Genomic DNA, 24190 nt, shown 5'->3' with positions numbered 1-24190 from the left:
TCCCGGCCCGGGCCGTGGACGACCCCCGGCCGGCGGTGTGGAAGAAGCTCGCCGTGAACTGCGCGATCAACCCCGTCACGGCGCTCACGGGCATCCGAAACGGCCCCGTGGCCGAGTGGGAGCCGGCCCGGGAGCTCGCGGCCGAGGCGGCCCGGGAGGCCTGGGCCGTGGCCCGGGCCGAGGGGGTGGACCTGGGGGATCCGGACGAGCTCGCCTCCTTCGTGCTCTCGGTGGCCCGGGCCACGGCCCAGAACCGCTCCAGCATGGGCCAGGACGTGGACCGCGGGGCCTCGACCGAGATCGAGTTCATCTCGGGCGCCGTGGCCCGGCGGGGCGAGGCCCACGGCGTGCCCACCCCGGTCAACCGCACCCTCTGGCGGTTGATCCAGACCCTGGAACTCGGCTACCGTACCGCGGCCCCCAGCCCGGAGGAGACCGATGGCCAAGATCACGATCCCTGAGATCCGCGAGCGCAAGCGCCGCGGCCCGCCCCTGGTGATGATCACGGCCTACGACTACCCCACGGCCCGGATCGTGGACCAGGCCGGGGTGGACCTCATCCTCGTGGGCGACAGCCTGGCCATGGTGTGCCTGGGCTACCCCGACACGGTGCCGGTGACCCTGGACGAGATGATCCACCACACCGCGGCCGTGGCCCGGGGGGCCGAGCGGGCCCTGGTGGTGGGGGACCTGCCGTTCCTCTCCTACCAGGTGAGCCGGGAGCAGGCGATCGAGAGCGCCGGCCGGCTCGTCAAGGAGGCCCGGGCCGACTGCGTCAAGCTCGAGGGCGGCCGCAGCCAGGCCGACAAGATCGAGGCCATCGTCACGGCCGGCATCCCGGTGATGGCCCACATCGGGCTCACCCCCCAGACCGCCACCCAGCTCGGGGGGTTCAAGGTGCAGGGCCGCGACCCCGAGGCGGCCCGGGCGCTCCTTGAGGACGCCAAGGCCGTGGAGGCGGCCGGCGCGTTCGCCGTGGTGCTCGAGTGCGTGCCCACGAAGCTCGCCACCCGCATCTCCCAGAGCCTCTCCATCCCCACCATCGGCATCGGCGCCGGGCCCCGGTGCGACGGCCAGGTCCTGGTGCTCCACGACCTGGTGGGGCTCTTCGACCGGTTCGTGCCCAAGTTCGTGAAGCGCTACGCCGACCTGGGGGCCGAGATGCGCCGGGCCGTGGAGACCTACTGCGCCGAGGTGCGAGACGGCGCCTTCCCCGGCCCGGAACACGGGTTCGGCGACGGATGACACCAACTCCCGTTCCAACCGAAGGAGGGAAGACCATGCGGAAGATCCTGACGATCCTGGCGGCGGTTCTGGTCACCCTGGCGGGCCTGGGGCTCGCCCACGCCGTGGAGGTCCACTCCATGGGCGAGGCGGTCACCGTGGGCAAGCTCCAGTACACCGTGACGAAGACCTGGTGGGAGAAGGACGCCGAGGGCAAGGACCGGTACCTCGGGATCGAGGTGTCGGTCACGAACACGGGGGACGTGCGGGTGCAGCTCCCGCCGTTCCAACTCATCGACGGGAACGGCCGGCCCCGGGAGGTGAACTACTGGAAGATCACCTGGCCCAAGATGGCCCTGAACCCGGGGGAAACCGTGCATGGGAAGCTCTACTTCCAGCCCACCGCGGAGGAGGGGTTCCGGCTCCTCGTCTCGGGGGGCTACGACGAGGGGGAGTTCGCCCACGTGGAGATCGGTGACATCGGGTAGGCTACTAACCCGGCGCCAATAGGGGCACGCAAGGAGATCCGGAGGGCATGGGGACTGCTTCCGGCCGTGCGTGAGTGCGGCATCCGGCCACTGTAGGAGCCACGCCCGGCGCTCCAGCAGACCCCATGCCCCCGACCGTGTGTATTTAGCTGCCGGAGTAAGAACGTTCCCATCGCTCGGATCCGGAGGCCGGGGTGCCGCGTGCGCCCCGGCCTTTCGTTTTCCCTTGACCGGCACCGGACCCTGCTTATGTTGAAGGCGCCGGTCAAGCGGATCGTCGGCCGACCGACGACCGAAGACGGAAGACCGAAGTTTCGGGGAGGTGATGACCATGGCGCTGATCAAGTGGGAACCCAAATCGAAGCAAGTGGATCCCTTCCGGAGCCTCCGGCAGGAGGTGGACCGGATCTTCGACGATTTCTTCCGCAGCTGGTCGAGGCCCTGGGGCGCCGGCCTCCCGGCCCTCGCGGAGGGCGGGTTCGTGCCAAGCGTGGACCTCAAGGAGACCGACAAGGAGTTCGTGCTCACGGCCGAGGTGCCGGGCGTCTCCAAGGACGAACTCGACGTCACGATCACCGAGGACAGCGTGACCATCCGGGGCGAGCGCAAGGCGGAGAAGGAGGAGAAGAACGAGAACTACCACTACCGCGAAACCGCCTACGGCTCGTTCCAGCGGGTGGTGCCGCTCCCGGCCGAGGTGGTGCCCGACAAGGCCAAGGCCAAGCTCAAGGACGGGGTGCTCACCCTCACCCTGCCCAAGGCCGAACCCGCCAAGCCCAAGGGCGTCAAGGTGAAGGTGGAATAAGGCGCCTCGCGGCCGACCCGAACAGGGGCTCTCCGGAGCCCCTTTTTTCGTGCCCGTACCCGGCCCTTGCCCCGGCCCTGGGGTTCGGTACACTGCGCGGTTGTTTTTCCACCACGGAGAGCACGGAGGGCACGGAGAACTGCGGGCGGGTGGACGGAGCCGCCCTCCCGGCGGTTCGCCCCGGCCCGAGAAGGGGGGGTACCTCGCGATGCCCCTGCACCCGGCGGAGGCCCCGAGTGCGGGGCCCCGCCCCCCAAACGGAGGGTCCATGACCTCGATGGCGAAACGGATCTGGGCGTTCCTCCTGGCGTTGGCCGGCTGCGCCTCGCTGGAGCCCGTTCCCCCCTTCCGGTGGCCCCTCAGGTGGACCTCGAGCGGTACGCCGGCACCTGGTACGAGATCGCGAGCTACCCCAACCGATTTCAGAAGGGCTGCACGGCCACCCGGGCCACCTACACGCTCTGGCCCGACGGGAAGATCCGGGTGCGAAACGAGTGCCGGCGCGGCTCCCTGGAGGGGGACTGGGACTCGGTGACGGGACGGGCGTGGGTGCCGGACCCCGCGTCCCCGGCCAAGCTCAAGGTGAGCTTTTTCTGGCCCTTTCGCGGGGACTACTGGATTCTCCACGTGGGGGAGGGCTACCGAACGGCGGTGGTGGGCTCCCCCTCGCGGGAGTATCTCTGGATCCTGAGCCGCACCCCCCATCTCGAAGAGAGCGAATACCAAGACCTGGTGCGCATCGCGGCCGAGCGGGGCTTCGATCCCGCGCGCCTGGTGCGCACCCCCCAACCCTGAACGGGACGGACGCCATGGACCTGGAACGCTACTTCGCCAACGCCACCGGAACCGGACTCCTCGCCACCAGCAACGCCGAGGGCGAGGTGAACCTGGCCGTGTACGGGAAACCCCACGTGCTGGAGGAGGGCCTCGTGGCCTTCGGCACGGGGGACCGCCTGACCCTCGCAAACCTCCGGGCGAACCCGAAGGCCGCCTACGCCTACGTGGAGCCCGGCTACCGGGGGGTGCGGCTCTACCTGGAAAAGGTCCGGGAGGAGACCGATGGCCCCCTGCTCGCCGAGATCCGCCGGGGCGCCGAGGCCGCGGCCGGGCCCGGGGCCGGGCAGGCGGTGAAGGCGGTGGTGGTGTTTCGGGTGGTGCGGAGCCTCGCGCTCGTGGGCCCCGGCCCCGCCCGGGGATAAGGGGGGATCCCGGACATGGCGTTTCGTACCGAATGGATTCCCTTCGGCCCGGCCGCGGGGGTGATCGCGGCGTCGGGCCGACTCGATTTCCGGGCCCAGGCGGCGGTGGACGATGCGCTGGCGCGGGCCCGGGCCGAAGGGGCCCGGGTGGTGGCCCTGGATCTCGCCGGGCTCACCCGGGCCGACGGCTCGGGGCTCACCGTGCTCTACCGGGCGCTCCTCGCGGCCGAAGGTTGGGATCTACGCCTCGCCCTGTGCGGGCTTTCCGCCCCGTGCGCCTCGCTCCTCCGGGAGCTCGGGTTCTCCCCCCGGCTCCCGGCCTACCCCTCCCGGGCCCGGGCTCTGGGCATCCCCGAGCGCGACGCCCAGGGGGCCGAGCCGGGATGCCGGGCCGGCGAGTGGGCTCCCCACCTCGGCCCGGCCCGGTTCCAGGGGGAGCCCCCGGCCGGGTTCGGGCCCCGGCTCGTCGAGGGCCTGCCCATCCAGACGCCGTTCACCGGGTTCGGCGAGGTGTGGCACAAGGCCTACGAGATCCGGCTCCCCGGGGCCGGGGCCTCCGTCCGCCGCCTGGCCGAGGAACTCCGGACCCACCTGGGCGAACTCTGGCCCGACGGGGCCGACCTATGGCTTCCCGGCGGGGAGGTGACGCCCGGGGCCGTGGGGCTCATCCGGATCCGGCTTCCCGGCGGGGCGCCCCTGGTGACGGGCATCCGGATCCTCCACGTGGGGCCCGACACCTTCAGTTTCGTGACCCTCAAGGGCCACATGCAGGCCGGGTGGATCACCTTCCGGGTGTACACCGACCACGGCACCCCCGTGGCCCGGGTGGAGAGCCTGGCCCGCACCGGCGACCCCGTGCACGAGGTGGGGTTCCGGCTGTTCGGCCACGCCGAGCAGGAGCGATTCTGGCACCAGACCCTGGAACGGTTCGCGGCCCGGGTGGGCGTGCCGGGCCGGGTCACGGCCACCAAGACCCGGGTCGAGGCCCGCCGCCGGTGGGCGGCCCTGGCGAACCTGCCGGTGAACGCGGCCCTGCGCACCCCGTTCGCCGCCCTCCTGGGGGGCCGGAAGCCGTGAGCCCCGACGCCGTGGTCGTGGGCTCGGGGCCCAACGGGCTCGTGGCCGCCCTGGTGCTTGCCCGGGCCGGGCTCCGGGTGCTCGTGCTCGAAGGGGCCGACGCCCCCGGCGGGGGCCTCCGCTCGGCCCCCCTGACCCGGGAGGGGTTCGTCCACGACCATTGCGCCACCGTGGTGCCGATGGCCCGGGCGTCCCCGGCGCTTCGGGCCCTCGGGGTGGAACCCGAGTGGGTGGATCCCCCGGTGCCGGCGGCCCACGCCCTGGCCGATGGGGAGGCCGTGGCCCTCCTGCCCGGCCTCGACGAAACCGCCGAGGCCCTGGGCCCCGACACGGCCCCCTACCGCCGGATCGCGGGCCCCCTGGTGGAGCGGTGGAGCCATCTCCTGGACGATCTCCTCTCCCCCCCGGGGATCCCCCGGCACCCGGGCACCTTCCTCCGGTTCGGGCTCTGGGCGGCCCGCTCGGCCGAGGCCCTGGCCCGGCGGTTCCAGACCCCCGAGGCGCGGGCCCTGTGGGCCGGCCTGGCCGGCCACGGCGTGCTCCCCCTCCACCGCCCCCCCACCGCGGCCTTCGCCCTCGTGCTCGCGGCCTCGGCCCACGCCGTGGGCTGGCCCCTGGTCCGGGGGGGGACCGGGCGGCTCGCGGATCGCCTCGTGGCCGCGATCGAGGCGGCGGGCGGCCGGGTGGAAACCGGCACCTGGGTCCGGCGGGCCGAGGACCTGCCCGCCGCGCGGGTGGTGCTCTTCGACCTCGCGCCCCGGAACCTCGCGGCCCTGGCGGGCCACCGGCTCCCGCCGGGATACCGGCGGCGGCTCCTGCGGTTCCGCCACGGCCCCGGGGTTTGCAAGGTGGACTGGGCCCTTTCGGGCCCGATCCCCTGGCGGGCGGACATCTGCCGCCGGGCCGGCACCGTGCACCTGGGAGGCGGGTTCGAGGCGGTGGCCGCCTCGGAGGCCGCGCCCTGGTCCGGCCGGGCCCCGGCCGAACCCTACGTGATCGTGGTGCAGCCGAGCCTCTTCGACCCCACCCGGGCCCCCGGGGGGGGCCACACGGCCTGGGCCTACTGCCACGTGCCGGCCGGGTGGGACCGTGACGAGAGCCGCGCCGTCGAGGACCGCATCGAAACCTTCGCCCCGGGCTTCCGGGACCGCATCCTGGCCCGGGCCGTCCGGACCGCCCGGGATCTGGAGGCCGAGAACCCGAACCTCGTGGGCGGCGACATCACCGGGGGCGTCCAGGACCTGGCCCAGACCCTGGTCCGGCCGGTTCCGGGCCGCCGGGCCTACCGGGTGCCGGTGAAGGGATGGTACCTGTGCTCGGCGTCCACCCCGCCCGGGGGGGGCGCCCACGGCATGAGCGGCTGGTGGGCGGCCCGGGAGGCGTTGCGGGACCTCGGTCTGGAGGCGGCCCCATGACCGGGGCGCGGATCGTGATCGCGGGCGGGGGCTACGCCGGGCTCGCGGCCCTGCGCACCCTGGCCCGGCAGCATCGGGGCCGGCTCGAGGTGGTTCTCCTCGACCCCGCCCCCCACCACACCATCAAAACCCGGTTCCACGAGCGAGCCGTGCTCCGGAGCCGCGAGCCGGGGATCCGGTTCCCCCTGGACCGCCTCGCCGCCGCCTGGGGCGGCCGGTTCGTCCAGGACGAGGCCCTGGCCGTGGATCCGCAGCGTCGGGCGGTGGAAGGCCGCCTCGGCCGGTACCCCTACGACGTCCTCCTGGCCGGACCCGGCGGCCACACCGCCTACTTCGGGGTACCGGGTGCGGCCGAGCACACCGTGGGGCTCCAGACCTACGAGGCGGCCGATCTGGCGAGCCGCCGGTTCGAGGCCCTGGGCCTTCGCTCGCCCCGGGGCCCCCGGAGGCGGGTGGTGGTGTGCGGGGCCGGGATCGAGGGACTCGAGGTGGCGGCCATGGCCCGCCAGGCCGCGCCGGTGGGCCGGTGCGACATAGTCATGGTGGAGCGGGGGCCGGTGCCCCTGGAGCGGTCCCAGTGCTCCGACGCCCTCCGGCGCTACCTGGTGCGGCGGTTCGGCCAAAAGCGGATCGAGCTGCGCCTCGGCACCGCGGTGGCCCGGGTGGCCCCCGGCGGGGTGGACCTCGATCCCGGGGGGGCCCTCGAGGCCGATCTCGTGTACTGGTGCGTCGGGGTGCAACCGGAGCCCCTCGAGGGCATCGGGACCGACCCGTTCCGGCCCACGCTCCAGCACCCCCGCCACGACGAGGTGTTCGGGCTCGGGGATTTCGTGCGGGTCGACGCCCCGGACCCCGCGAACCTGGCGAGCGCCCAGCGGGCCGTGTTCCACGGGGCGGCCGCGGCCCGAAACGCCCTGGCGCTCCTGGCCGGCCGCGACCCGGAACCGGTTGACTACCGCCCCGAGGGCGAGGTGGTGGCCCTGGGGGACTGGGACGGCATCGGGGTGCTCCGGGGAGTCCCGGTCCGGGGCCTCGCGGCGGCCGCCGCCAAGAAACTCATCGAGGCCCGGTACCTGGCCGAACTCCTCGGAAGCCCCGGCCGGGCGAGGAAAGTTCTGGGGATGGGATGACCCGACCGGCGGCGCTTCTTCTCCTCCTCGCGACCCTCGCGGCCGGGGCGCACCCCGCCGCGGCCGGGGTCTTGCGGTTCCACGCCCGGGACGGCCGGGCCCTTACGCTCGGGGAACTCGCCCAAGACCTCGGGGGCGTCCGGGCCGTGTTCCTGGGGGAACGCCACGACGACCCCCTCCACCACGAGGTCCAGCTCCGGGTCCTCGACGCCCTCCACGCCCGGGACGTGGACCTGGCCCTGGGGCTCGAGATGTTCGAGGCCGGCGCCCAGCCCGAGCTCGACCGGTGGAACCGGGGCGAGCTCCTGCCCTCGGGCCTCGCGGCCGCCTTCGCCGCAGGCTGGGATTTCACCCTCTGGCCCCTCTACCGGCCCATCTTTCTCTACGCCCGGAACCACGGGATCCCCCTCGTGGCCCTAAACGCCCCCCGGCACGTGGTGCTCAAGGTGGGCCGCGAGGGGTTCGAGAGCCTCGGGGAGGAGGAGCGCCGGGAGCTCCGGGTGGTCCGGTGCGACGTGGACGAGCGCTACCGGAACCTCCTCCGGCAGGTGCTGGGCCTCAAGGGCGACGAGGAGGGGGAAGCCTTCGGCCGGTTCTGCGAGGCCCAGGTGGTGTGGGACACCGTCATGGCGAACCGGGCCCTGGACTACCTGGAGGCCCACCCCGCGAAGCTGCTCGTGGTGCTGGCCGGCCGGTTCCACGCCTGGCGCCACGGCATCCCCGAGCAGATGCGCCGCCGCCGGCCCGACCTGCCCACCCGGGTGATCCTGCCCCAACTCGACCCCGCCCTCGCCGACTACGGCGCCCTGGCCCGCGACGCCGACTACGTGTGGGAGGTGAGATGAGCCACCCAAGGCTTCGGGTCGTCGTGAGCGCGTGTCTGTTGGGAGAACCCGTGCGCTACGACGGGGGGCACAAGCGGGACGCCGGGCTCGTGGCGCTCTCGGAGTGGGTGGCGTGGGTTCCGGTCTGCCCCGAGCGGCACCTGGGGGTGCCGCGGGAGGCCGTGGACCTGGTGGGGAACCCGGGGAATCCCCGGGCCGTGGGGGTGGAGACCGGGCGGGACCGGACGGCCGAACTCACCGCCCGGTTCCCCGAACTCCTGGAGGCCCTCGCCCGGGCCGGGCCGGAAGCGGCCGTGCTCAAGGCCCGGTCGCCCTCGTGCGCGGTGAGGTCGGCCCGGGTGTACGCCGCGCGGCCCCGGGAGGACGCGCCCCTTTTGGGCCAGGGGCTCTTCGCCGCGGCCCTGGCCCGGCGGTTTCCCCTCCTGCCCCGGGCCGAGGAGGAGACCCTGCGGGATCCGGGGGCCCGGGCGGCGTTTTTCCGGAGGGCCCTGGCCCTACGGCGCTGGGGGGAGGCCCGGGCCGGGGCGCCCGGCCTCGAGGCCCTGCGGGCCTTCCACCGGAGGGAGAAGTACAACCTGATGGCCCACGGGCAGGAGCGCTACCGCCGGCTGGGGCCCATCGTGGCCGGGGCGAGGCCGGAAACCGCCGAAGCCGCGTGGCAGGCCTACGAGGCCGCCCTCCTCGCCACCCTGGCCACCGCCCCGACCCGGGCGAGCCACGCGAACGTGCTCCAACACCTGGCCGGCTATTTCCGGGACCGGGCCGACCCCGGGGAGCGGGCCCGGCTCGCCGAGGCCATCGAGGCGTTCCGGGGGGGGACCACGCCCCTCGAGGCCGTCCTGGACCGCGTCCGGGATCTCGCCCAACGCTACGGCGTCGCGTACCTGCTGGACCAGACCTACCTCCGGCCGCACCCGTTGGAGCTCGAGGGCGCGGACCCGGGGACGCGAGGACGTGCGGACGGAACATCCTGCTAACGACAACGGGATGGTGCCCCCCCGGGATCGCAGCGGAAACCAGCGGGTGGGGGGCAGGGGGAGAGCCTGGCGCGGCTTTCCGTCCCCCCCGACCCTCCGCGTCCTCCGTGCCCTCCGTGGTTTTTTCCCCGGGCCGCCAGGCCGCGCCGCCGGGTTCACGCCCCCGGCAGCAGGATCCGAAACGTCGTCCCTTTGCCCAGGGCGCTTTCCACCCGGAGGTCGCCGCCGTGCTGCTGCACGATGCCGTAGGCCGCCGCAAGCCCCAGCCCCGTGCCCTTCCCCACCTCCTTCGTCGTGAAGAAGGGGTCGAAGATCCGGTCGAGGTCGCCGGGGGGGATGCCCTTCCCCTCGTCGGTGACCTCGATCTCGGCCCATTCCCGGCCCCCGTCCTCGACCCGGCGGGTGGCGAAGAGGAGCCGTCCCCCCTCGGGGGCCATGGCGTCCCGGGCGTTCGTGGCCAGGCTCACCAGCACCTGGCGGATCTGCTCGGGGTCGGCCCGGACCAGGGGGACCCGGCCTTCGGCCCGCACCTCGAGGCGGACCGCCTCGCCCAGCGCGGGTTCGAGGAGGGCGGCGGTCTCCTCCAGGAGCCGGTTCGGGTCGAGCCGGCGCTTCACCAGGACCTGGCGCTGGCTGAAGGCCAGGAGCCGCCGGGTGAGGGCGCCCCCCCGCTCGGCCGCTGCCACGATGGTCTGGAGCCGCCGGGCCTCCGGGTGGTCGGACCCGAGACGCCGGATGGCGAGTTCCGCCGCCGAAAGCACGGCCGCGAGGAGGTTGTTGAACTCGTGGGCGATGCCCCCGGCGAGCTGGCCCACGGCCTCGAGCCGCTGGGCCCGGAGGAGCTGCTCCTGGAGAACCCGGTTCCGCTCCTCGGCCTGCCGGTGGGCCTCGATCTCCCGCTCGAGCTCCACGTTCGCGTCCTCGAGCCGGCGGTGGGACTCCTCGAGCCGGTCGAGCATCCGGCCGAACGCGTCGGCGAGCCGGGCCACCTCCCCCGTGCCCCGGGCCTCGGGCCGGCGGCTCCAGTCGCCCGCGGCCACGGCCTCGGCCACCGCGGTCAGCCCCTCCAGGGGCCGCATCACCCGGGCCACCAGGAACACGGCCAGGAGCCCCGCCCCCAACACCACCAGCCCCGCAAGCCCCACGGTCTGGAGCGTGAGGGCCCGGGCCGCGGCCTCCAGGGGCGCCGCGTCGATCCCCACGTGCACCACCGCAAGCCCGTCGAGAACCGGCTGGGCCGCGTGGACCACCTCGCCCTCCGGGGTCCGCAGCCGGCGGGTACCCGCCGAGGGGGCCACGGACCGAAGCGCCTCCGGCACCCCGGCCTCGAAGGTGTGGGCCAGCACCGCGCCACCCCGCTCCACGTAGGCGTAGCGCACCCCGGGCTCCTTTTCCCGGGCCTCGCTAAGGAGCATCCCCAGCCGGAACCGGTTCTCGGTCAGGACCGAGTCGGCCGCCTCCCGGGCCAGGTGGCGGGCCACCGTGAGGGCGCGCAGATCGATCTCGCGGCCAAGCTCCCGCCGCACCGACAGGGCCGTGAGCGCCACCCAGGCCACGCCCACGGCGAGCACCAGGCCCACGGCCCCCAGCTCCAGCCGGTGCCGCAGTTTCACGGGCGCCCCTCCCGGGCCTCGAGCCAGGCCCGCATGGCCCGGATGCCGTCGTAGGCCCGGTCGTCCCCGGGCACGAACCGGTCCACCCCCATGCCCTCCAGGATCCGGCGGCCCGCAGGGTCCTCGTGGGCGTGGAGCAGGGCGTCCCGCACCCGCCGCACGAGCTCCGGGTCGGCCCCCCGCCGCACCACCACCGGCGGGATGCCGTAGGGCGGCGAGCGCCAGATCACCCGGCAGCGCTCCGCCACCTCGGGCTCCCGCCGGGCCAGGTAGTGCCAGATCAGGCTGTCCACGGCCGCCCCGTCCACGAGCCCCCGGGCCACGGCCCGGATCGAGGCGTCGTGGGCGTGGGTGTACACCACCTCGCCGAAGAAGGTCTCGGGGGTTTCCCCGCGCTGGGCGAGCTCGTACGTCGGCACCAGGCAGCCGGAGTTCGACAGGGGATCGGTGAAGGCGAACCGCTTGCCCCGGAGGTCGGCCAGGGTGTTGGCGGGGCTCGCCCGCGGCACGAGGATGTAGGAGTGGTACACGGTCTTCCCGTCCACCACCGGGACGGCCAGGATCTCCACCCCGAAGGCGTCGTGGGCCTCCACGTAGGGCCGGCCGCACACGAAGGCCGCGTCCACCTGACCGGTCTTCAGGAGCTCGTTGGTTTCGGCGTAGGTTCCCCGGTCCACCAGGTCCACGGGCCGGCCGAGCCGTTCCCCCAGGTACTCGGCCAGCTCCCGGTAGTACCGGTACCCCTCCTTGGGGGTGATCATGGACCCCAGGCCGATGCGAAGGGCGGCCTCGCGGCTCGGCTCGGGGGCGGGCGCCTCGGCCCCGGGCTGGGCCGAGAGGTCCACGAAGGGCTCGTCGCCCCCCGAACAGGCGGCGAGGAAGAGGAGCAACGGGATGAGCAGGCGCGCCGCGAGGCCGGCCGCCCCTGGGACCTGAACCCTCGGCGTACGGCCCGTGGATCGTCCAGCCACGGCACGGGCCGCCGGACCGGAGACCGCCGACCGGAGACTGCGGGCCGAAGCTCCTAGGAAAAGCATGTACCGCCCCCTTTCGACGCGGATGCGAGACGGGCAGGCCTCCCCGGCCTTCTATCGGCCCGCGGCCCCCGGGTCTTGAAGGTTCCCGGCCGCCGCCGACTCGTCGGCGGCCCGGGCCACCTCCTCGAGCGCGGCCCGGAGCCCCGGGGTGGGCACGAAGGCGCAGCCCTCGGCCGGGCTCACCCGCCACCCCTTTCGCTCCCGCACCACCTCGATCCAGACCTGCTGCTCCAGCAGGGGCTCCACCACGACGGCCCGCACCAGGGCCTTCGCCCGGCCGGGATCGTACACCACCTCCTTGAACGCCACCGTGGCCTCGCCCCGCACGGTGCGGGGCGCGAACCGGTCGGGATCGAACCCGCTCACCGGAACCTGGATCACCTCCACCTCCTCGGGCACGGGCACCTCGGGGTGCCGCTCCTTGACGAGCCGGATCTCGTGGAACCGCTCCTGGCCGCCCCCCACCCATTTCTCCTCGAACCGGGTGCCGAACCCGGGCCGGATCTCCCGGCGCTCGGCCCGCAGCGGCCCGCCCCGAGCCTGCTCGCAGACCCAGTCGGCGTAGGGGCCGTGGTCGGTCACCAGGTACACCTCGCCCCCGTCCCGGAGCCGGGAGGCCACGAGCTCCTGGAACGGCCGGCCGAAGAGCCTCCGGCCCTCGTGGCGGTCCTTGGGCCAGGGGTCCAGGAACAGGGCCACCACCCGGTCCAGGCTCCGGGGCGGCGCCACCCGGTGGAGCACGAACCGGGCGTCGGCCAGGGTGCCCCGCACGTTCCGGTACCCGGCCCGGCCGCACCGCTCCAGGGCCCGGGCCAGCCGGCCCCACTGGAGTTCCACCCCCAGGTAGTTCCGGTCGGGGTGGGCCCCGGCCTCCCGGGCCAGCCGCTCGCCCGTGCCCGGCCCGATCTCGAGTTCCACCGGGCCGGGCCGGCCGAAGAGTTGGGCCCAGTCCTGGGGCCGGCCGAGCCGCCACCAGGGCACGAACCCCTCGGGCACCGGGAAGAAGGTCCGCCGGCTCCCGGCCACCCTAGCCCCCCTTGAGGTCCTGGAGCACCCGCTCGGCGTGGCCTTTGGCCTTCACCTTGGGATACACCCGCTCCACCCGGCCGTCGGGCCCCACCACCACGGTGGTCCGAATCGCCCCCAGGGTGACCTTCCCGTAGGTCTTCTTCTCCCCCCACGCCCCGCAGGCCTCGTGGAAGGCGTGGTCGGGGTCGGAAAGGAGCGGAAAGGTGAACCCGTGCTTCTCCCGGAACCGGGCGTGGCTCGCGAGGCTGTCGCGGGAGATCCCGATCACCCGGACGCCCAGCGTTTCGAACTCCCCGAGGCGTTCCTGGAACTCCAGGGCCTCGGCCGTTCACCCCGAGGTGTGGTCCTTGGGGTAGAAAAAGAGAACCGCCCGGGAGCCCCGGAGGGTCTCGTTCGTCACGGCCTCGCCGGTGTCGCTTTCCAGGGAAAACGCCGGCAGCGGATCGCCGGGCTGGAGCATGGGGCACCTCCTTTGGAACGGTTCGCAACGGGCGTGCAGGATACCCCACCGGCCCGGTCGGACCCAAGCGCTTGTTGCGCCCAGCCCCGCCGTGGTACAGGATGCGGCCGCCCGGAGAACCTCGGTCGCCACTCTTCGGTCCACGACCGTCGGTCTGTTGGGCCGCCTGGAGCCGGCACCCCCCGGGGAAGGTATGCCGGAGCCGCCCAGCCTCCAATCCTCCCCGCTTCCCAACCGAAAAGGACCTCACATGCGCAGCTACGAATCCCGCTACCGCGACCTCACCCCCCGGTCCGCCGCCCTCGACCGCCGGGCCCGGGACCTCATGCCCGGGGGCATCAGCCACAACCTCCGACGGTTCGGCCCCCACCCGCTGTATGCCGCCCGGGCCGAGGGGGCCCGGGTGTTCGACCCGGACGGCAACGCCTACCTGGACCTCTGGATGGGCCACTACGCCATGATCCTGGGCCACGGCTTCGGGCCCGTGCGCCGGGCCGTGGAGGAGGCGGTCGCCCGGGGCTGGCACGTGGGCATGCCGGTGGAGGCCGAGGTGGAACTGGCCGAGCGACTCCGGGCCGCCGTGCCGGCGATGGAGAGGATGCGGTTTTGCACGAGCGGCACCGAGGCCACCATGTACGCCGTGCGGCTCGCCCGGGGGTTCACCCGCAAGCCCTGGGTGCTCAAGGCGGCCGGCGGCTGGCACGGGGCGAGCACCGACCTGTCGTTCGCCGTGAAGCCGCCGTTCCGGGGCGCCGAGGGTCCGGGGCTCCTGCCGCCCCGGGAGCAGGGGGTGGACCTCATCGCCTTCAACGACATCGAGTCCACCCTGCGGGTGGTGGAGGCCCACCGGGGGGAGATCGCGGGCATCATCGTGGAGCCCATGCTGGGCGCCGGGGGGTTCCTCCCGGCCGATCCGGCCTACCTGCGGCTCCTCCGGGAAATCTGCGACCGGGAGGGGGCGGTGCTCATCTTCGACGAGATCATCACCGGCTTCCGGTTCCGGTACGGCACCCTCGCCGACGACTACGAGGTGCGGCCCGACCTCACCACCCTGGGGAAGATCGTCGGCGGCGGGTTTCCCATCGGGGTCTACGGCGGCCGGCGCGAGGTCATGGACGCGGCCGACCCCCTCCAGGCCCGGGCCCCCGACCGCCCCGTGCTCGTGGGCGGGGGCACCTTCAGCTGCCACCCCGTCACCCTGGCCGCGGCGCTCGCGACCCTCGAGGCCCTGGAGCGGGCCGCGCCCGAGCTCTACCCGGCGCTCGCCGACCGGGGCGAGCGGCTCCGCCGGGGCATCGAGGAGCGGTTCGCCGCCGCCGGGGTGCCCGCGGCCTGCACCGGCCGGGGAAGCCTCTTCATGACCCACCTGCTCCGGGCCGAGGACCGGGACCTCCGGTCCCCGGCCGACCTCGCCGCCAAGACCTTCGCGGCCGTCAAGGACCGGGAGCTCAAGGTGGCCCTCCTCACCCACGGGGTGTTCGCCGTGCACGGCGGCGGGGCCCTGTCGGCCGCCCACGGCGAGCCGGAACTCGCCCAACTCCTCGACGCCTACGCCCGCGCCGCCGAGGACCTCGCCCGGGAGGGGTTCGAAAGAGAGTAAAAGAACCTTCGAAGGGTTCGCCGGGGGCGGGTGGGGGACTGGTTCCGGCCGTTTGGATCCCGCAACACCCGGCGGGGCCGACGGTGCACGCGGCTGCAGCCTCGTTCCGGGCCACGGCGAACCAGCGACTCCCCGGTTGACGGAATGGGCAACCCCTGGCATATACCTCGGTATATACTTCCCTCAGGCGCGGAGGGCCCCATGCAAACCGCGAAGCTGTTCCGAAACGGCCGGAGCCAGGCGGTCCGGCTGCCCCAGGCGTTTCGGTTCGAAGGGGACGAGGTGTTCATCAAGAAGGTCGGGGGCGTGGTCCTCCTCATCCCCAAGGACGACCCGTGGCGGGAGTGGGCCGAAAGCCTTCACGAATTCACCGACGACTTCATGGCGACCCGGGAGCAGCCCGAGCAGCCCCGCCGCGACGAGCTGTGATCCGGTATCTGCTCGACACCAACATCTGCATCTACATCATCCGGGAGAAACCGGATCCCGTGATCCGGCGCTTCGTCCGCCTTCCGGTTTCGAGCGTCGGGATCTCCGCGGTCACGTTGAGCGAACTCGAATACGGCGTCGAAAAAAGCTCCCGCCCGGAACAAAACCGGCTCGCCCTGACCCGGTTTCTGGCCCCCCTGGAAATCCTGCCCTATGACGACGAGGCGGCCCGGACCTACGGCCGGGTCCGGGCCCATCTGGAACGGCAAGGGACACCCATCGGCGCCCTCGACACCCTTATCGCGGCCCACGCCCTCGCGGCGGGCTGCACCCTCGTGACGAACAACGAACGGGAGTTCCGCCGGGTTCCCGGGCTCCGGGTGGAGAACTGGGCGACCTAGCGCCGGTCCACCCGCCGGAACCCGCCGGCCTCGATCACCTCCACGCCCGGGGCCAGGGCCGCGTCGAGGAGGAGATTGAGGCCCAGGTTGTCCGAGGAGATGTGGCCGGCGAGCACCACGTTCAGGTGGTGCTTCTTGGCCTCCTCCACGTGCTCCTTGGACAGGTGCATCCCCACGATGGTCGAGACCTCGGTCGCGTGGGCGAACTTCTCGTACATCTCCTTGGCGCCCTCGGTGCCGCCGGTCATGTCCACGAAGATCTTGCCGGCCCGGTTCTTCTTGTCGCCCGCCACGATCACCGGGCCGGTCTGCTCGGCCCGGGCCCGGCGGTACTCGGGGATGTCGTGGAGGAGGTCGAGGACGTCGGCTAGGGTGCGGGGCTGCTCCCGCTCGAACAGATCGGTCAGGAACGTGGCCACGCAGTTGTCGGCCGGGGTGTGGACGCACACGAGGGGCACGCCCAAAAGCCGCGCCGCGTCCACGGTGCGCTGGTGGTTCACGGGCTGGATCCGCTCCGAGACGTCCCGGAGCCGCGGCCCGAGGATCCCCTCGGCCTGGCCCACAGGCACCCCGAGCCCGGCGTGGATGCCGGCCTGGATCCGCATGACCTCGGGCAGCTGGGCGAGAGCGTGGCCCCGGGGGTGGTGGGCCACCACGGCGTCGAGCCGCCGGCCCTTCTCCCGGAGCCGGTCGGCCAGCAGCAGCTCGTCGCCCTCCACGTCCACGGCCACCATGACGGCCCCGAGTTCGGTGGCGGGGTCGCCGTGGAGGATGCGGGTGTCGGCGTAGGGGTTTTCGAGCCGCTCCCGGTCGAAGAACTCCCGGTCGGCCTCGGGCAGGCCCTCCCACTCCTTGGCCGCGGCGGCCAGATCGGCCTCGGCCTCGGCCCGGCCCCGGGGGTCCCGGTCCATCCCCACCTCCACGGCCTTGCGGTAGAACTCCTGAAGCGTCATGGGGTCCTCCTTTTGTTTCGGCTGGGCGGCTGGGCTGCCCGGCGGCCCGGCAGCCCAACGGCTCTTTGCCCCCAGCGTTATCGTTATTCTCCGGCGCTTGGACCTCGGGCTCCCTGCCGCCAAGCCGCCTCGCCGCCTGGCCGCCCGACAGCTCCGTCCTCCGTGGTTCGCAGGTCCCCACAGAATGCGTCGTTTCGCGCGGCCGCCGCAACCTCGGGCGGCCCGGGGTTTCTTGACCACCCCCCACCCCTCCCCTAGAATCGCTCCGCGTCGGTTACAAATCCCGCGGGGAGAGCCTTCATGCGGATCCTGCTCGCCGTTCTCCTGGCCCTCTCGGTCGCCCTCCCGGCCGGCGCCTTCGACCGCATCCGGGTCGTGACCACCCTGCCCGACCTGGCCGACTGGGTCCGGGAGATCGGGGGCGAGCGGGTGGAGGTGCGGTCCCTGATCACCGGCCTCGAGAACCCCCACACCTACGAGCCCCGGGTCTCGGACGTGAAGGCCGTGGCCGGAAGCCGGGTGCTCGTGATGGTGGGCCTGGGGCTCGAGGAGTGGGTGAAGGGGCTCGTGGAGAACGCCCGGAACAGCGAGCTCGAGGTGATCGAGGCGGCCCGGGGCGTGCCGGTGATCCAGGGGCGCGAGGACCACCACGGGGAGGCCGGAAACCCCCACGTGTGGCTCGACCCCGGCCGGGCCGAGATCCTGTGCCGCAACATCGCCCGGGGGCTGGAGACCGTGGACCCGTTCCCCGGCGATTATTACGAACTCCGGTACCAGGACTACCGGCGCCGGCTCCGGGAGACGGCCGAGCGGATCCGGGAGCGGGTCCGGCAACTCCCCGACCGGCGGTTCCTCGCCTACCACCCGGCTTGGCCCTACTTCGCCGAGGGCCTGGGGTTCGAACTCGTCGGGGTGATCACGGAGATCCCGGGCCAGGAACCCTCGGCCCGGGGCCTCGCCGGCCTGATCGACCGGATCCGGGACGAGAAGATCCGGGTGCTCGTGACCGAACCCCAGCTCTCCTCGAAGATCCCCGAACTTCTCCGCCAGGAGACCGGGATCCGGGTCATCACCCTGAGCCCCCTGCTCGGCGCCTCGCCGGCCCGGTCGTACCTGGAACTCCTCGAGCAAAACGCCTCCGCCCTGATCGAGGCCCTCGCCGGGACCCCGCCGTGAGCGAGCTCCCCCTCGCCCCTCCCCCGGCCATCCGGTTCCAGGGGGTGACCGTGAGCTACGACGGGGCCCCGGCCCTCGAGGACGTGAGCCTCGAGATCCCGGCGGGGGTGCTCCTGGCCGTGCTCGGGCCCAACGGCTCCGGGAAGACCACCTTCCTCAAAACGATCCTCGGCCTCGTGACCCCGGTGGAGGGCCGGGTGTACGTGGGCGACGAGTGCTGCCACCACCTCACGCGCATCCGCCGGGAGATCGGGTACGTGCCCCAGGCCTCCAAGGTGGACCCCAACGCCCCGTTCCGGGTGATCGACGTGGTGCTGATGGGGCTCTACCCGGCCCTGGGCCCCCTGCGCCGGCCCGGGAAGGAGGGGCGGCGCAGGGCGCTCGCGGCGCTCGAGGCCGTGGGCATGGAGGGGTTCGCCCACCGGCCGGCCGGCCAACTCTCGGGGGGGCAACTCCAGCGGGTGGCCATCGCCCGGGCCCTGGTGCGGGAACCCCGGATCCTCCTGCTGGACGAGCCCTTCACCGGGCTCGACGTGAAGAGCCAGCGGGCCGTGCTGGACCTGGTGGTGCGCACCCACCGGGAGCGGGGCCTCACCACGGTGCTCGTGACCCACGACGTGAACCTGGTGTACCCCCACCTGGATCTCGTGCTGGCCCTGAACCGGCGGGTGTACGCCTACGGCCCCCCGGGCGAGGCCCTGGTGCGGGAGACCCTGGAGCGCATGTACGGGGCCGAGGTGCTCGTGCACGAGGCCGAGGGCCGGCCGTTCGTGTTCGCCGGGGACCACCACCATGGGTGAGATGTTCTCCTACGCCTTCGTCCAGCGGGCGCTTTTGGCGAGCCTGCTCGTGGGCACGTCGTGCTCGCTCGTGGGGGTGTTCGTGGTGCTCCGGGGCCTAGCGTTCATCGGTGCCGGCATCGCCCACGCCGCCTTCGGGGGGGTGGCCCTGGGGTTCCTCCTGGGCTGGAACCCCCTCGTGACCGCCGTGGGGTTCTGCGTGGCCACGGCGAGCGCCATCCACGCCACGAGCCAGGCGGGGCGCATCCGCATGGACGCCTCGATCGGCATCTTCTACGCCCTGACCATGGCCCTGGGCATCCTGTTCGTCGGGCTCATGAAAACCTACGACGCCCGGCTTTACGGGTATCTGTTCGGGAACATCCTGGCGGTCACGGCCACGGATCTCAGGATCATCGGGCTCCTGACCCTGGCCGTGGCCGGCACGGTGGGCCTCTTTTTTAAGGAGTTCCAGCTTCTCTCCTTCGACCCCGAGGTGGCCGAGGCCCTGGGGCTCTCGGCCGGGCGGTACTCGTTCCTGCAGCTCCTTCTGGTGAGCCTCACCATCGTGCTGAGCCTCGACGCCGTGGGGGTCATGCTGGTGTTCGCCCTGATCGTGACCCCGGCCTCGGCCGCCTACCAGCTCACCTACGACTACCGGGCCCTGTTCGGGCTTTCGGTGCTCTTCGGGAACCTCTCGTGCTTTCTCGGGCTCGTGCTTTCCTACGGGCTCGACGTGCCGAGCGGGGCCACCATCGTGCTCACCGCCACCGGGATCTTCTTCGTGTGCCTCGCCCTTTCCCCCAAACGCCGAAGGAACTCCCCATGACCCTGACCGACCGCGCCTGGACCGAACTGGGGCGGATCTTCCCGGCCGACCGCCTGAGCCGCGGGCCCTCGGTGCTCGATCTCCACAGCCGGGACGAGTCGTTCCACGAGCCCCGCCGGCCCGAGGCCGTGGCCTGGCCGGTCTCGACCGACGAGGTCCGCCGAGCGCTCCTGTGGGCCGGGGAGCACGGGGTGCCGGTCACCCCCTGGGGCGCGGGCACGAGCATCGAGGGGAACCCCATCCCGGTGCGGGGCGGGCTGGTGCTCGACTTCGCCCAGATGAACCGGATTGTCGAGGTGCGGCCCGAGGACTTCCTGGTGACCGTGGAGCCCGGGGTGCTCTACACCGACCTCAACGCCGAGCTGAACCGCCGCCGCACGGGCCTTTTCTTCCCCCCCGACCCCGGGGCGGCCGCGAGCGTCGGGGGCATGGTGGCCAACAACGCCTCGGGCATCCGCACGGTGCGCTACGGCCCCACCCGCCGGTTCGTGAAGCGCCTCGAGGTGGTGCTGGCCGACGGCCGGGTGATCGAGGCGGGGACGCTTGCGCCCAAGACCTCGTCGGGCCTGGACCTGGTGGGGCTCCTGGTGGGAAGCGAGGGGACCCTCGGGGTGTTCACCCGGATCACCCTGGAACTCGCGCCCCTGCCGCCCGAGGTGCTCACGGCCCTCGTCCCCTTTGCCGACGCGGCCGCCGCCACCCGGGCCGTGGCCGCCATCATGGGTTCGGGGCTCGGGGTCGCGGCCTGCGAGTTCCTGGACCTCCACACCGTGCGGGTGGTGGAGCGGGCCGCCCGGCTCGGGCTTCCCGACCGGCCGCTCCTGTTCCTCGAGTTCCACGGCACGAGCCGGGCCGGGCTCGGGGCCGACGCCGGTCTCGTGGAGGAGATCTGCCGGGCCGAGGGGGCCCAGGCGTTCGAGGCCGGCATCGGCCCCGACGAGCGAGCCCGGCTCTGGGACGCCCGCCACCGGGCCTACCGAACGATCCGCGAGGCCCACGTGGGCGAGGGCATCCTCATCGTGGACGCGGCCGTGCCCCGGAGCCGCTACCCCGACCTCGCGGCCCGGGCCCGGGAGATCCTGGACCGTCGGGGGCTCACCGGATACATCTTCGGCCACGCCGGCGACGGGAACCTCCACTGCCTGATCCTGGGCCGGCTCGGAGACGAGGCCCTGTGGGCCTCGATCCACGAGGCCAACGCCGAGATCGTGGAGGCCGCCCTGGGGCTCGGGGGCACGGCCACCGGCGAACACGGGGTGGGCCTGGGGAAGCGCCGGTTCCTCCCCCGGGAGCACGGGGCGAGCCTCGACCTCATGCGGGACCTCAAGCGCCTGTTCGACCCCCGGGGTCTCCTGAATCCGGGGAAGATGTTTCCCGACGGCTAGGCGGCTGGGCGGCGTAACGCCTTCATTCACGGCCGGTTACAGAAAAAAATCGGCGGGCCGGAGCGGGACTTCGCCCGGGAAATTGCCGGGGTGCGGGGGGCGGTCGCAGAGACCTCGGGCCTGCCGGTTGGGCCGCCACGGCCACCGCCCCCCCGACGATTCTTCGGCCTCGAGCCACGACGAACGGCCCTGCCGGCCGGGGGAGTTCCCGATGGATACGCTGAAGGCCCATCTGGGCACCCATCTTTTCGACCTCGTCCCGGAGCCGGTGTTCGCCCTGGACCCGGGCGCCCGGTTCCTCCTGGTGAACGCGGCGGCCACCCGGTACCTGGGCCGGCCGGCCGAGGAGATCGTGGGCCGGCAGGTGGGGGAGCTTTTCCCGCCGGACCAGGCCGGCCGGCAGCGGGAGGTCATCGCCCGGGTGGTGGCCACGGGCGAGCCGTTCCTGGAGGAGCGGGTCACCCCGATCGGCGAGGAGACCTTCGTGTTCCAGTACGCCCTGTGCCGGGTGGACGGCCCCGACGGGGCCCCCCTCGGGGTGCTCGGCATGGTGCGGGACGTCACGGCCCTGGTGCGGCTCGAGCGCTGTTACGCCGAGCTCTACGAGCGGGCCACCGATGCCCTTTTCGGCATCGACCGGGAGGGGCGGATCCGGGTGATCAACCGGGAGGCCGAGGAACTCTCCGGGTACCGGCGCGACGAGGTGGAGAGCCTCCACTTCTCCGAGGTGGTGCCGCCCGACGAGGTGGAGCGGCTCAAGCGGTATTTCGAGGCCCGGGTCCGGGGCGAGGACGCCCCCACCCAGTACGAGGTCCGGTTCCTCCACAAGAGCGGCGAGGAGCGCTGGGCCGAGGTGCGGATCTCCCGGGAGACCTCGAGCGTGGGGGCGTTCCAGGCCTCGGTCCGGGACATCACCGAGCGAAAGAAGCTCGAATCCCTCCGGCGGGAGTTCCTGCACCTCGTCGGCCACGACATCAAGACCCCGCTCACGGTGATCCAGGGGTTTGCGAGCGCCCTTCGCTCCGGCGCCTACGGGGAACTCCCCGACCCCCAGCGCCAGTGCGTGGAGCAGATCCTCGACGCGAGCCGGCGGGTGGCCTCCATGGTGGAGCGGTTCCTCCTGGCCGAACGGCTCGCCCAGGAGGGGGCCTGGACGCCCCAGCCCGGGCCGGCCCGCACGGTGTTCGAGGCCGCGGTGCGGGGGTTCGGGCCCCGGGCCCGGGACCGGGGGGTGGAGCTGCGGGCCGAGGCCCCGGTGCCGCCGGGCGTCGAGGTGGCCGACGCCGAGGGGTTCCGGCACGTGGTCGAGAACCTGGTGTCCAACGCCCTGAAGTTCACGCCGGAGGGGGGCCGGGTCGAGGTCCGCCTGGAGCCCGACCAGGGCGGGCTCCGGCTCACCGTGGCCGACACCGGTCGGGGCATCCCGGCCCGGGATCGGGAGCGGCTCTTCGAGCGCTTCTACCGGGCGTCCAACGCCGGGGGCACCTCGGGCTCGGGCCTGGGGCTCCACATCGTGAAGCTGCTCGTGGACCGCGCCGGGGGCCGCATCGAGGTGGACTCGGAGGAGGGCCGGGGCACCACGTTTCGGGTGTGGCTCCCCGCGGCTTCCCGCGGGTAGGTGTTCCCGCCGCCCCCCCGATGCGCCTTGTCTACCGAGCGGTTGACCCGATCCTCGCCGGGCCGCCATACTCGCCCCCAGCCGACCGATGAACCCGAGGAGAAGGAGACGCACCGTGTCCGACGAGATCGTGAAGAAGACCGCCGAAACCGCGAAGCTCTATTTCGAGGGGGTGGAGGGCGAGCGGCCCTATGAGCTGTGGAAGGCCTTCGACAAGGGCCTGGCCCGGGATCTGTCGCTCTTCATCACCGGCCAGATGTACGCCCGGGAGAAGATCCCCCACAAGGTGCGCCAGATGGTCACGGTGGCCGCGCTTACCGTGCTCGAGAAGACCGAGGAACTGGAACTCCACCTCCACGCCGGGCTCAACGTGGGCTGCACCCCCCGGGAGCTGGCCGAGGTGATCTTCCAGACCGCGGTCTACGGCGGGGTCCCCGCCATGAACCAGGGCCTCAAGGCCCTGCGCCGGGTGCTCCAGGCCCGGGGCCTGTGGCCCATCCCGGACGAGGGGTAGGCCGGTGGCCCGAGCCAAGACGCCCGACGCGCAACGGGCCGAGCCCCGGCCGGGCTCGGCCCTGCTGAACAAGGTGAAGCTCGCCGTGGCCATGGGGATCGGTGGGCTCGCGGCGGCGTTCGCCGTGCGGGGCCTCGCCCCGGCCTACACCGGTTTGGTGCTCCTCCTCATGGCCGTGGGGGTGCTCTCGGCCCTCACGGCGGCCGGCCCCACCTTCGACGCCCGGTGCCCGGCCTGCGGCCGGACGATCGCCTTCACCCGGGCCCTGGGCCAACGCATCGTTCCCTGTCGCCGGTGCGGGGCCAAGCTCCGGCTCCACCGGCGCGAAACGGGTTGGCATTTGTCCCGGAATCCCTGAGACCCCTAAAGTCCGCCGACCTGAGGCGCGGTACATCCGACCTCCCCCTCGGCTACCTTGTTCCCGGGGAAAAGCCCACCGCCCCTCTTGCCCGAACCCGCGCTCCGGGCCTGCCCCACCCCCATCACCCCAGGCGATGGACCCGGGCGGGTCCATCGGAATTCCCCGTTGGTACCGGGCTTCGCGTTTCGGAATCATAGAGTCCGCGAGCCGGCGCGGCTCCAGGCTTCGGATCCCCCCACGAAGAGGCTCTGGGATGAAGCGGTTCATGGCGCCCGCGGTGAGGAAGCGCACCGCGGGAGCGCTCCAACCCGCGGGCGGAGGGAGTCCGCTGCAACGCGAGGAGGGACGCACATGGAAACGACCGGAATCGATCGCAAGCAGTTTCTCGCCGCCGCGGGCGCCGCGGGGCTGGCGAGCCTGTTCGGCGGGCAGGCCTTCGCCGGCATGGAGAACAAGGGGAAATACGTCTTCGTCCTGACACACGGCGCCGACGACCCCAACCGGGCGATCTTCGGGCTCCTCATGGCCCAGGTGGTGGCGAAGAAGAAGTGGGGCAGCGTGCACGTCTGGACAACGCTGCACGGCGCGGAACTGGCCCACAAGGACAAGGCGCCCCGCATCGAGTCGCCGGTGTTCAAAAAGTTCGGTACCGCCCTCGAGATCCTCGAGGATCTCCGGGAACGGGGTGCCACCTTCGGGGTGTGCCCCCCTTGTGCCGAGTATTTCGGCGCGGGCGGCGACGACCGGCTCCCCTACTTCGAAAAGGCAGGCGGCGACTGGCTCATGGAGAACATCCAGGGCGCGTGGGTGCTTTGGATGTAACCGCGCCCGCTTTGAACCGGCCCG

Annotated in this window: 27 protein-coding genes; 22 read left to right on the top strand and 5 right to left on the bottom strand. The window is 73.0% G+C overall.

What is annotated here, in order from left to right; all coding sequences use genetic code 11:
- The 11 genes from ACY0I8_RS08160 to ACY0I8_RS08110 all read left to right on the top strand — a co-directional run.
- The coding region (locus ACY0I8_RS08160) for a ketopantoate reductase family protein (RefSeq protein ID WP_461394354.1) at positions 1–461 on the top strand (461 nt) is incomplete at its 5' end.
- Entirely contained in the window at positions 439–1245 is an 807-nt protein-coding gene (gene panB / locus ACY0I8_RS08155) for a 3-methyl-2-oxobutanoate hydroxymethyltransferase (RefSeq protein ID WP_461394353.1), read from the top strand. The genes ACY0I8_RS08160 and panB, both read left to right, overlap by 23 nt.
- Positions 1246–1280: 35 nt before the next feature.
- Positions 1281–1712 carry a DUF4352 domain-containing protein gene (locus ACY0I8_RS08150; protein ID WP_461394352.1) on the top strand — a complete coding sequence of 144 codons (432 nt, stop codon included), beginning with the start codon at positions 1281–1283 and terminating at the stop codon, positions 1710–1712.
- A gap of 331 nt (positions 1713–2043) precedes the next feature.
- Positions 2044–2517, top strand: coding sequence for an Hsp20/alpha crystallin family protein (locus ACY0I8_RS08145; protein ID WP_461394351.1), 474 nt, complete (start codon positions 2044–2046; stop codon positions 2515–2517).
- 363 nt (positions 2518–2880) lie between these two features.
- Entirely contained in the window at positions 2881–3312 is a 432-nt protein-coding gene (locus tag ACY0I8_RS08140) for a lipocalin family protein (RefSeq protein ID WP_461394350.1), read from the top strand.
- 14 nt (positions 3313–3326) lie between these two features.
- A complete protein-coding gene (locus tag ACY0I8_RS08135; protein WP_461394349.1) occupies positions 3327–3716 on the top strand; it encodes a pyridoxamine 5'-phosphate oxidase family protein in 390 nt (129 codons plus the stop codon).
- 15 nt (positions 3717–3731) lie between these two features.
- Complete coding sequence (locus ACY0I8_RS08130) at positions 3732–4793, top strand: STAS domain-containing protein (protein WP_461394348.1); 1062 nt, start codon at positions 3732–3734, stop codon at positions 4791–4793.
- Positions 4790–6208, top strand: a complete 1419-nt coding sequence (locus ACY0I8_RS08125) for a phytoene desaturase family protein (protein WP_461394347.1) — start codon at positions 4790–4792, stop codon at positions 6206–6208. Before ACY0I8_RS08130 ends, ACY0I8_RS08125 begins: the two co-directional genes overlap by 4 nt.
- Entirely contained in the window at positions 6205–7338 is a 1134-nt protein-coding gene (locus ACY0I8_RS08120) for an NAD(P)/FAD-dependent oxidoreductase (protein ID WP_461394346.1), read from the top strand. Before ACY0I8_RS08125 ends, ACY0I8_RS08120 begins: the two co-directional genes overlap by 4 nt.
- Complete coding sequence (locus tag ACY0I8_RS08115; protein WP_461394345.1) at positions 7335–8183, top strand: ChaN family lipoprotein; 849 nt, start codon at positions 7335–7337, stop codon at positions 8181–8183. Before ACY0I8_RS08120 ends, ACY0I8_RS08115 begins: the two co-directional genes overlap by 4 nt.
- Positions 8180–9160 carry a YbgA family protein gene (locus tag ACY0I8_RS08110; RefSeq protein ID WP_461394344.1) on the top strand — a complete coding sequence of 327 codons (981 nt, stop codon included), beginning with the start codon at positions 8180–8182 and terminating at the stop codon, positions 9158–9160. Before ACY0I8_RS08115 ends, ACY0I8_RS08110 begins: the two co-directional genes overlap by 4 nt.
- Before the next feature lie 155 nt (positions 9161–9315).
- Here ACY0I8_RS08110 and ACY0I8_RS08105 read toward each other — a convergent pair whose 3' ends face one another.
- From ACY0I8_RS08105 to ACY0I8_RS08090, 4 genes are all read right to left on the bottom strand, one after another.
- Entirely contained in the window at positions 9316–10773 is a 1458-nt protein-coding gene (locus ACY0I8_RS08105; RefSeq protein ID WP_461394343.1) for a sensor histidine kinase, read from the bottom strand.
- Positions 10770–11744, bottom strand: coding sequence for a substrate-binding domain-containing protein (locus tag ACY0I8_RS08100; RefSeq protein ID WP_461394342.1), 975 nt, complete (start codon positions 11742–11744; stop codon positions 10770–10772). Before ACY0I8_RS08100 ends, ACY0I8_RS08105 begins: the two co-directional genes overlap by 4 nt.
- Positions 11745–11861: 117 nt before the next feature.
- On the bottom strand, positions 11862–12836 hold the full coding sequence (trmB, locus tag ACY0I8_RS08095) for a tRNA (guanine(46)-N(7))-methyltransferase TrmB (protein WP_461394341.1): 975 nt from the start codon (positions 12834–12836) through the stop codon (positions 11862–11864).
- A gap of 1 nt (position 12837) precedes the next feature.
- Positions 12838–13299, bottom strand: a complete 462-nt coding sequence (locus tag ACY0I8_RS08090; protein ID WP_461394340.1) for a peroxiredoxin — start codon at positions 13297–13299, stop codon at positions 12838–12840.
- A 250-nt stretch (positions 13300–13549) separates the two neighbouring features.
- On the opposite strand from ACY0I8_RS08090, the gene ACY0I8_RS08085 reads away from it, so the two are divergent.
- From ACY0I8_RS08085 to vapC, 3 genes are all read left to right on the top strand, one after another.
- Complete coding sequence (locus tag ACY0I8_RS08085; protein ID WP_461394339.1) at positions 13550–14899, top strand: aspartate aminotransferase family protein; 1350 nt, start codon at positions 13550–13552, stop codon at positions 14897–14899.
- A gap of 201 nt (positions 14900–15100) precedes the next feature.
- Positions 15101–15328, top strand: a complete 228-nt coding sequence (gene vapB, locus ACY0I8_RS08080; RefSeq protein WP_461394338.1) for a type II toxin-antitoxin system antitoxin VapB — start codon at positions 15101–15103, stop codon at positions 15326–15328.
- On the top strand, positions 15325–15729 hold the full coding sequence (gene vapC, locus ACY0I8_RS08075; protein ID WP_461394337.1) for a type II toxin-antitoxin system tRNA(fMet)-specific endonuclease VapC: 405 nt from the start codon (positions 15325–15327) through the stop codon (positions 15727–15729). The genes vapB and vapC overlap by 4 nt, the downstream gene beginning before the upstream one ends.
- On the opposite strand, the gene ACY0I8_RS08070 is transcribed toward vapC, so the two are convergent.
- The gene (locus tag ACY0I8_RS08070) at positions 15726–16682 is read right to left on the bottom strand and encodes an NGG1p interacting factor NIF3 (protein WP_461394336.1); all 957 of its coding nucleotides are present in this window, start codon (positions 16680–16682) and stop codon (positions 15726–15728) included. The two genes, vapC and ACY0I8_RS08070, sit on opposite strands and share 4 nt — an antisense overlap.
- A 300-nt stretch (positions 16683–16982) precedes the next feature.
- On the opposite strand from ACY0I8_RS08070, the gene ACY0I8_RS08065 reads away from it, so the two are divergent.
- The 8 genes from ACY0I8_RS08065 (at position 16983) to ACY0I8_RS08030 (ending at position 24166) form a co-directional block, all read left to right on the top strand.
- Positions 16983–17858: a metal ABC transporter substrate-binding protein gene (locus ACY0I8_RS08065; RefSeq protein ID WP_461394335.1), complete on the top strand. Its 876-nt coding sequence runs from the start codon at positions 16983–16985 to the stop codon at positions 17856–17858.
- Positions 17855–18658 (top strand): metal ABC transporter ATP-binding protein, encoded by an 804-nt coding sequence (locus ACY0I8_RS08060; RefSeq protein WP_461394334.1) that lies wholly within the window; start codon positions 17855–17857, stop codon positions 18656–18658. The genes ACY0I8_RS08065 and ACY0I8_RS08060 overlap by 4 nt, the downstream gene beginning before the upstream one ends.
- Positions 18651–19466: a metal ABC transporter permease gene (locus ACY0I8_RS08055; protein WP_461394333.1), complete on the top strand. Its 816-nt coding sequence runs from the start codon at positions 18651–18653 to the stop codon at positions 19464–19466. The genes ACY0I8_RS08060 and ACY0I8_RS08055 overlap by 8 nt, the downstream gene beginning before the upstream one ends.
- The gene (locus ACY0I8_RS08050; RefSeq protein WP_461394332.1) at positions 19463–20851 is read left to right on the top strand and encodes an FAD-binding oxidoreductase; all 1389 of its coding nucleotides are present in this window, start codon (positions 19463–19465) and stop codon (positions 20849–20851) included. Before ACY0I8_RS08055 ends, ACY0I8_RS08050 begins: the two co-directional genes overlap by 4 nt.
- Positions 20852–21062: 211 nt before the next feature.
- Entirely contained in the window at positions 21063–22469 is a 1407-nt protein-coding gene (locus ACY0I8_RS08045; RefSeq protein WP_461394331.1) for a PAS domain S-box protein, read from the top strand.
- A 115-nt stretch (positions 22470–22584) separates the two neighbouring features.
- Positions 22585–22983: a carboxymuconolactone decarboxylase family protein gene (locus ACY0I8_RS08040; RefSeq protein WP_461394330.1), complete on the top strand. Its 399-nt coding sequence runs from the start codon at positions 22585–22587 to the stop codon at positions 22981–22983.
- Between the two features lie 4 nt (positions 22984–22987).
- Positions 22988–23341, top strand: coding sequence for a hypothetical protein (locus tag ACY0I8_RS08035; protein WP_461394329.1), 354 nt, complete (start codon positions 22988–22990; stop codon positions 23339–23341).
- Between the two features lie 354 nt (positions 23342–23695).
- Positions 23696–24166, top strand: coding sequence for a DsrE family protein (locus tag ACY0I8_RS08030; RefSeq protein ID WP_461394328.1), 471 nt, complete (start codon positions 23696–23698; stop codon positions 24164–24166).
- Positions 24167–24190: the final 24 nt, after the last annotated feature.

Source organism: Deferrisoma sp. (assembly GCF_054681715.1).
The sequence above is the reverse complement of the archived record's forward strand: the minus strand, read 5'-3'. Positions and strand labels throughout refer to the sequence as shown.

Excerpts from the sequence above, each read along its gene's own strand:
- panB (WP_461394353.1), top strand. The coding sequence starts at position 439 with ATGGCCAAGATCACGATCCCTGAGATCCGCGAGCGCAAGCGCCGCGGC.
- ACY0I8_RS08150 (WP_461394352.1), top strand. The coding sequence starts at position 1,281 with ATGCGGAAGATCCTGACGATCCTGGCGGCGGTTCTGGTCACCCTGGCG.
- ACY0I8_RS08145 (WP_461394351.1), top strand. The coding sequence starts at position 2,044 with ATGGCGCTGATCAAGTGGGAACCCAAATCGAAGCAAGTGGATCCCTTC.
- ACY0I8_RS08135 (WP_461394349.1), top strand. The coding sequence starts at position 3,327 with ATGGACCTGGAACGCTACTTCGCCAACGCCACCGGAACCGGACTCCTC.
- ACY0I8_RS08130 (WP_461394348.1), top strand. The coding sequence starts at position 3,732 with ATGGCGTTTCGTACCGAATGGATTCCCTTCGGCCCGGCCGCGGGGGTG.
- ACY0I8_RS08120 (WP_461394346.1), top strand. The coding sequence starts at position 6,205 with ATGACCGGGGCGCGGATCGTGATCGCGGGCGGGGGCTACGCCGGGCTC.
- ACY0I8_RS08115 (WP_461394345.1), top strand. The coding sequence starts at position 7,335 with ATGACCCGACCGGCGGCGCTTCTTCTCCTCCTCGCGACCCTCGCGGCC.
- ACY0I8_RS08110 (WP_461394344.1), top strand. The coding sequence starts at position 8,180 with ATGAGCCACCCAAGGCTTCGGGTCGTCGTGAGCGCGTGTCTGTTGGGA.
- ACY0I8_RS08085 (WP_461394339.1), top strand. The coding sequence starts at position 13,550 with ATGCGCAGCTACGAATCCCGCTACCGCGACCTCACCCCCCGGTCCGCC.
- vapB (WP_461394338.1), top strand. The coding sequence starts at position 15,101 with ATGCAAACCGCGAAGCTGTTCCGAAACGGCCGGAGCCAGGCGGTCCGG.
- ACY0I8_RS08070 (WP_461394336.1), bottom strand. The coding sequence starts at position 16,682 with ATGACGCTTCAGGAGTTCTACCGCAAGGCCGTGGAGGTGGGGATGGAC.
- ACY0I8_RS08065 (WP_461394335.1), top strand. The coding sequence starts at position 16,983 with ATGCGGATCCTGCTCGCCGTTCTCCTGGCCCTCTCGGTCGCCCTCCCG.
- ACY0I8_RS08055 (WP_461394333.1), top strand. The coding sequence starts at position 18,651 with ATGGGTGAGATGTTCTCCTACGCCTTCGTCCAGCGGGCGCTTTTGGCG.
- ACY0I8_RS08050 (WP_461394332.1), top strand. The coding sequence starts at position 19,463 with ATGACCCTGACCGACCGCGCCTGGACCGAACTGGGGCGGATCTTCCCG.
- ACY0I8_RS08045 (WP_461394331.1), top strand. The coding sequence starts at position 21,063 with ATGGATACGCTGAAGGCCCATCTGGGCACCCATCTTTTCGACCTCGTC.
- ACY0I8_RS08030 (WP_461394328.1), top strand. The coding sequence starts at position 23,696 with ATGGAAACGACCGGAATCGATCGCAAGCAGTTTCTCGCCGCCGCGGGC.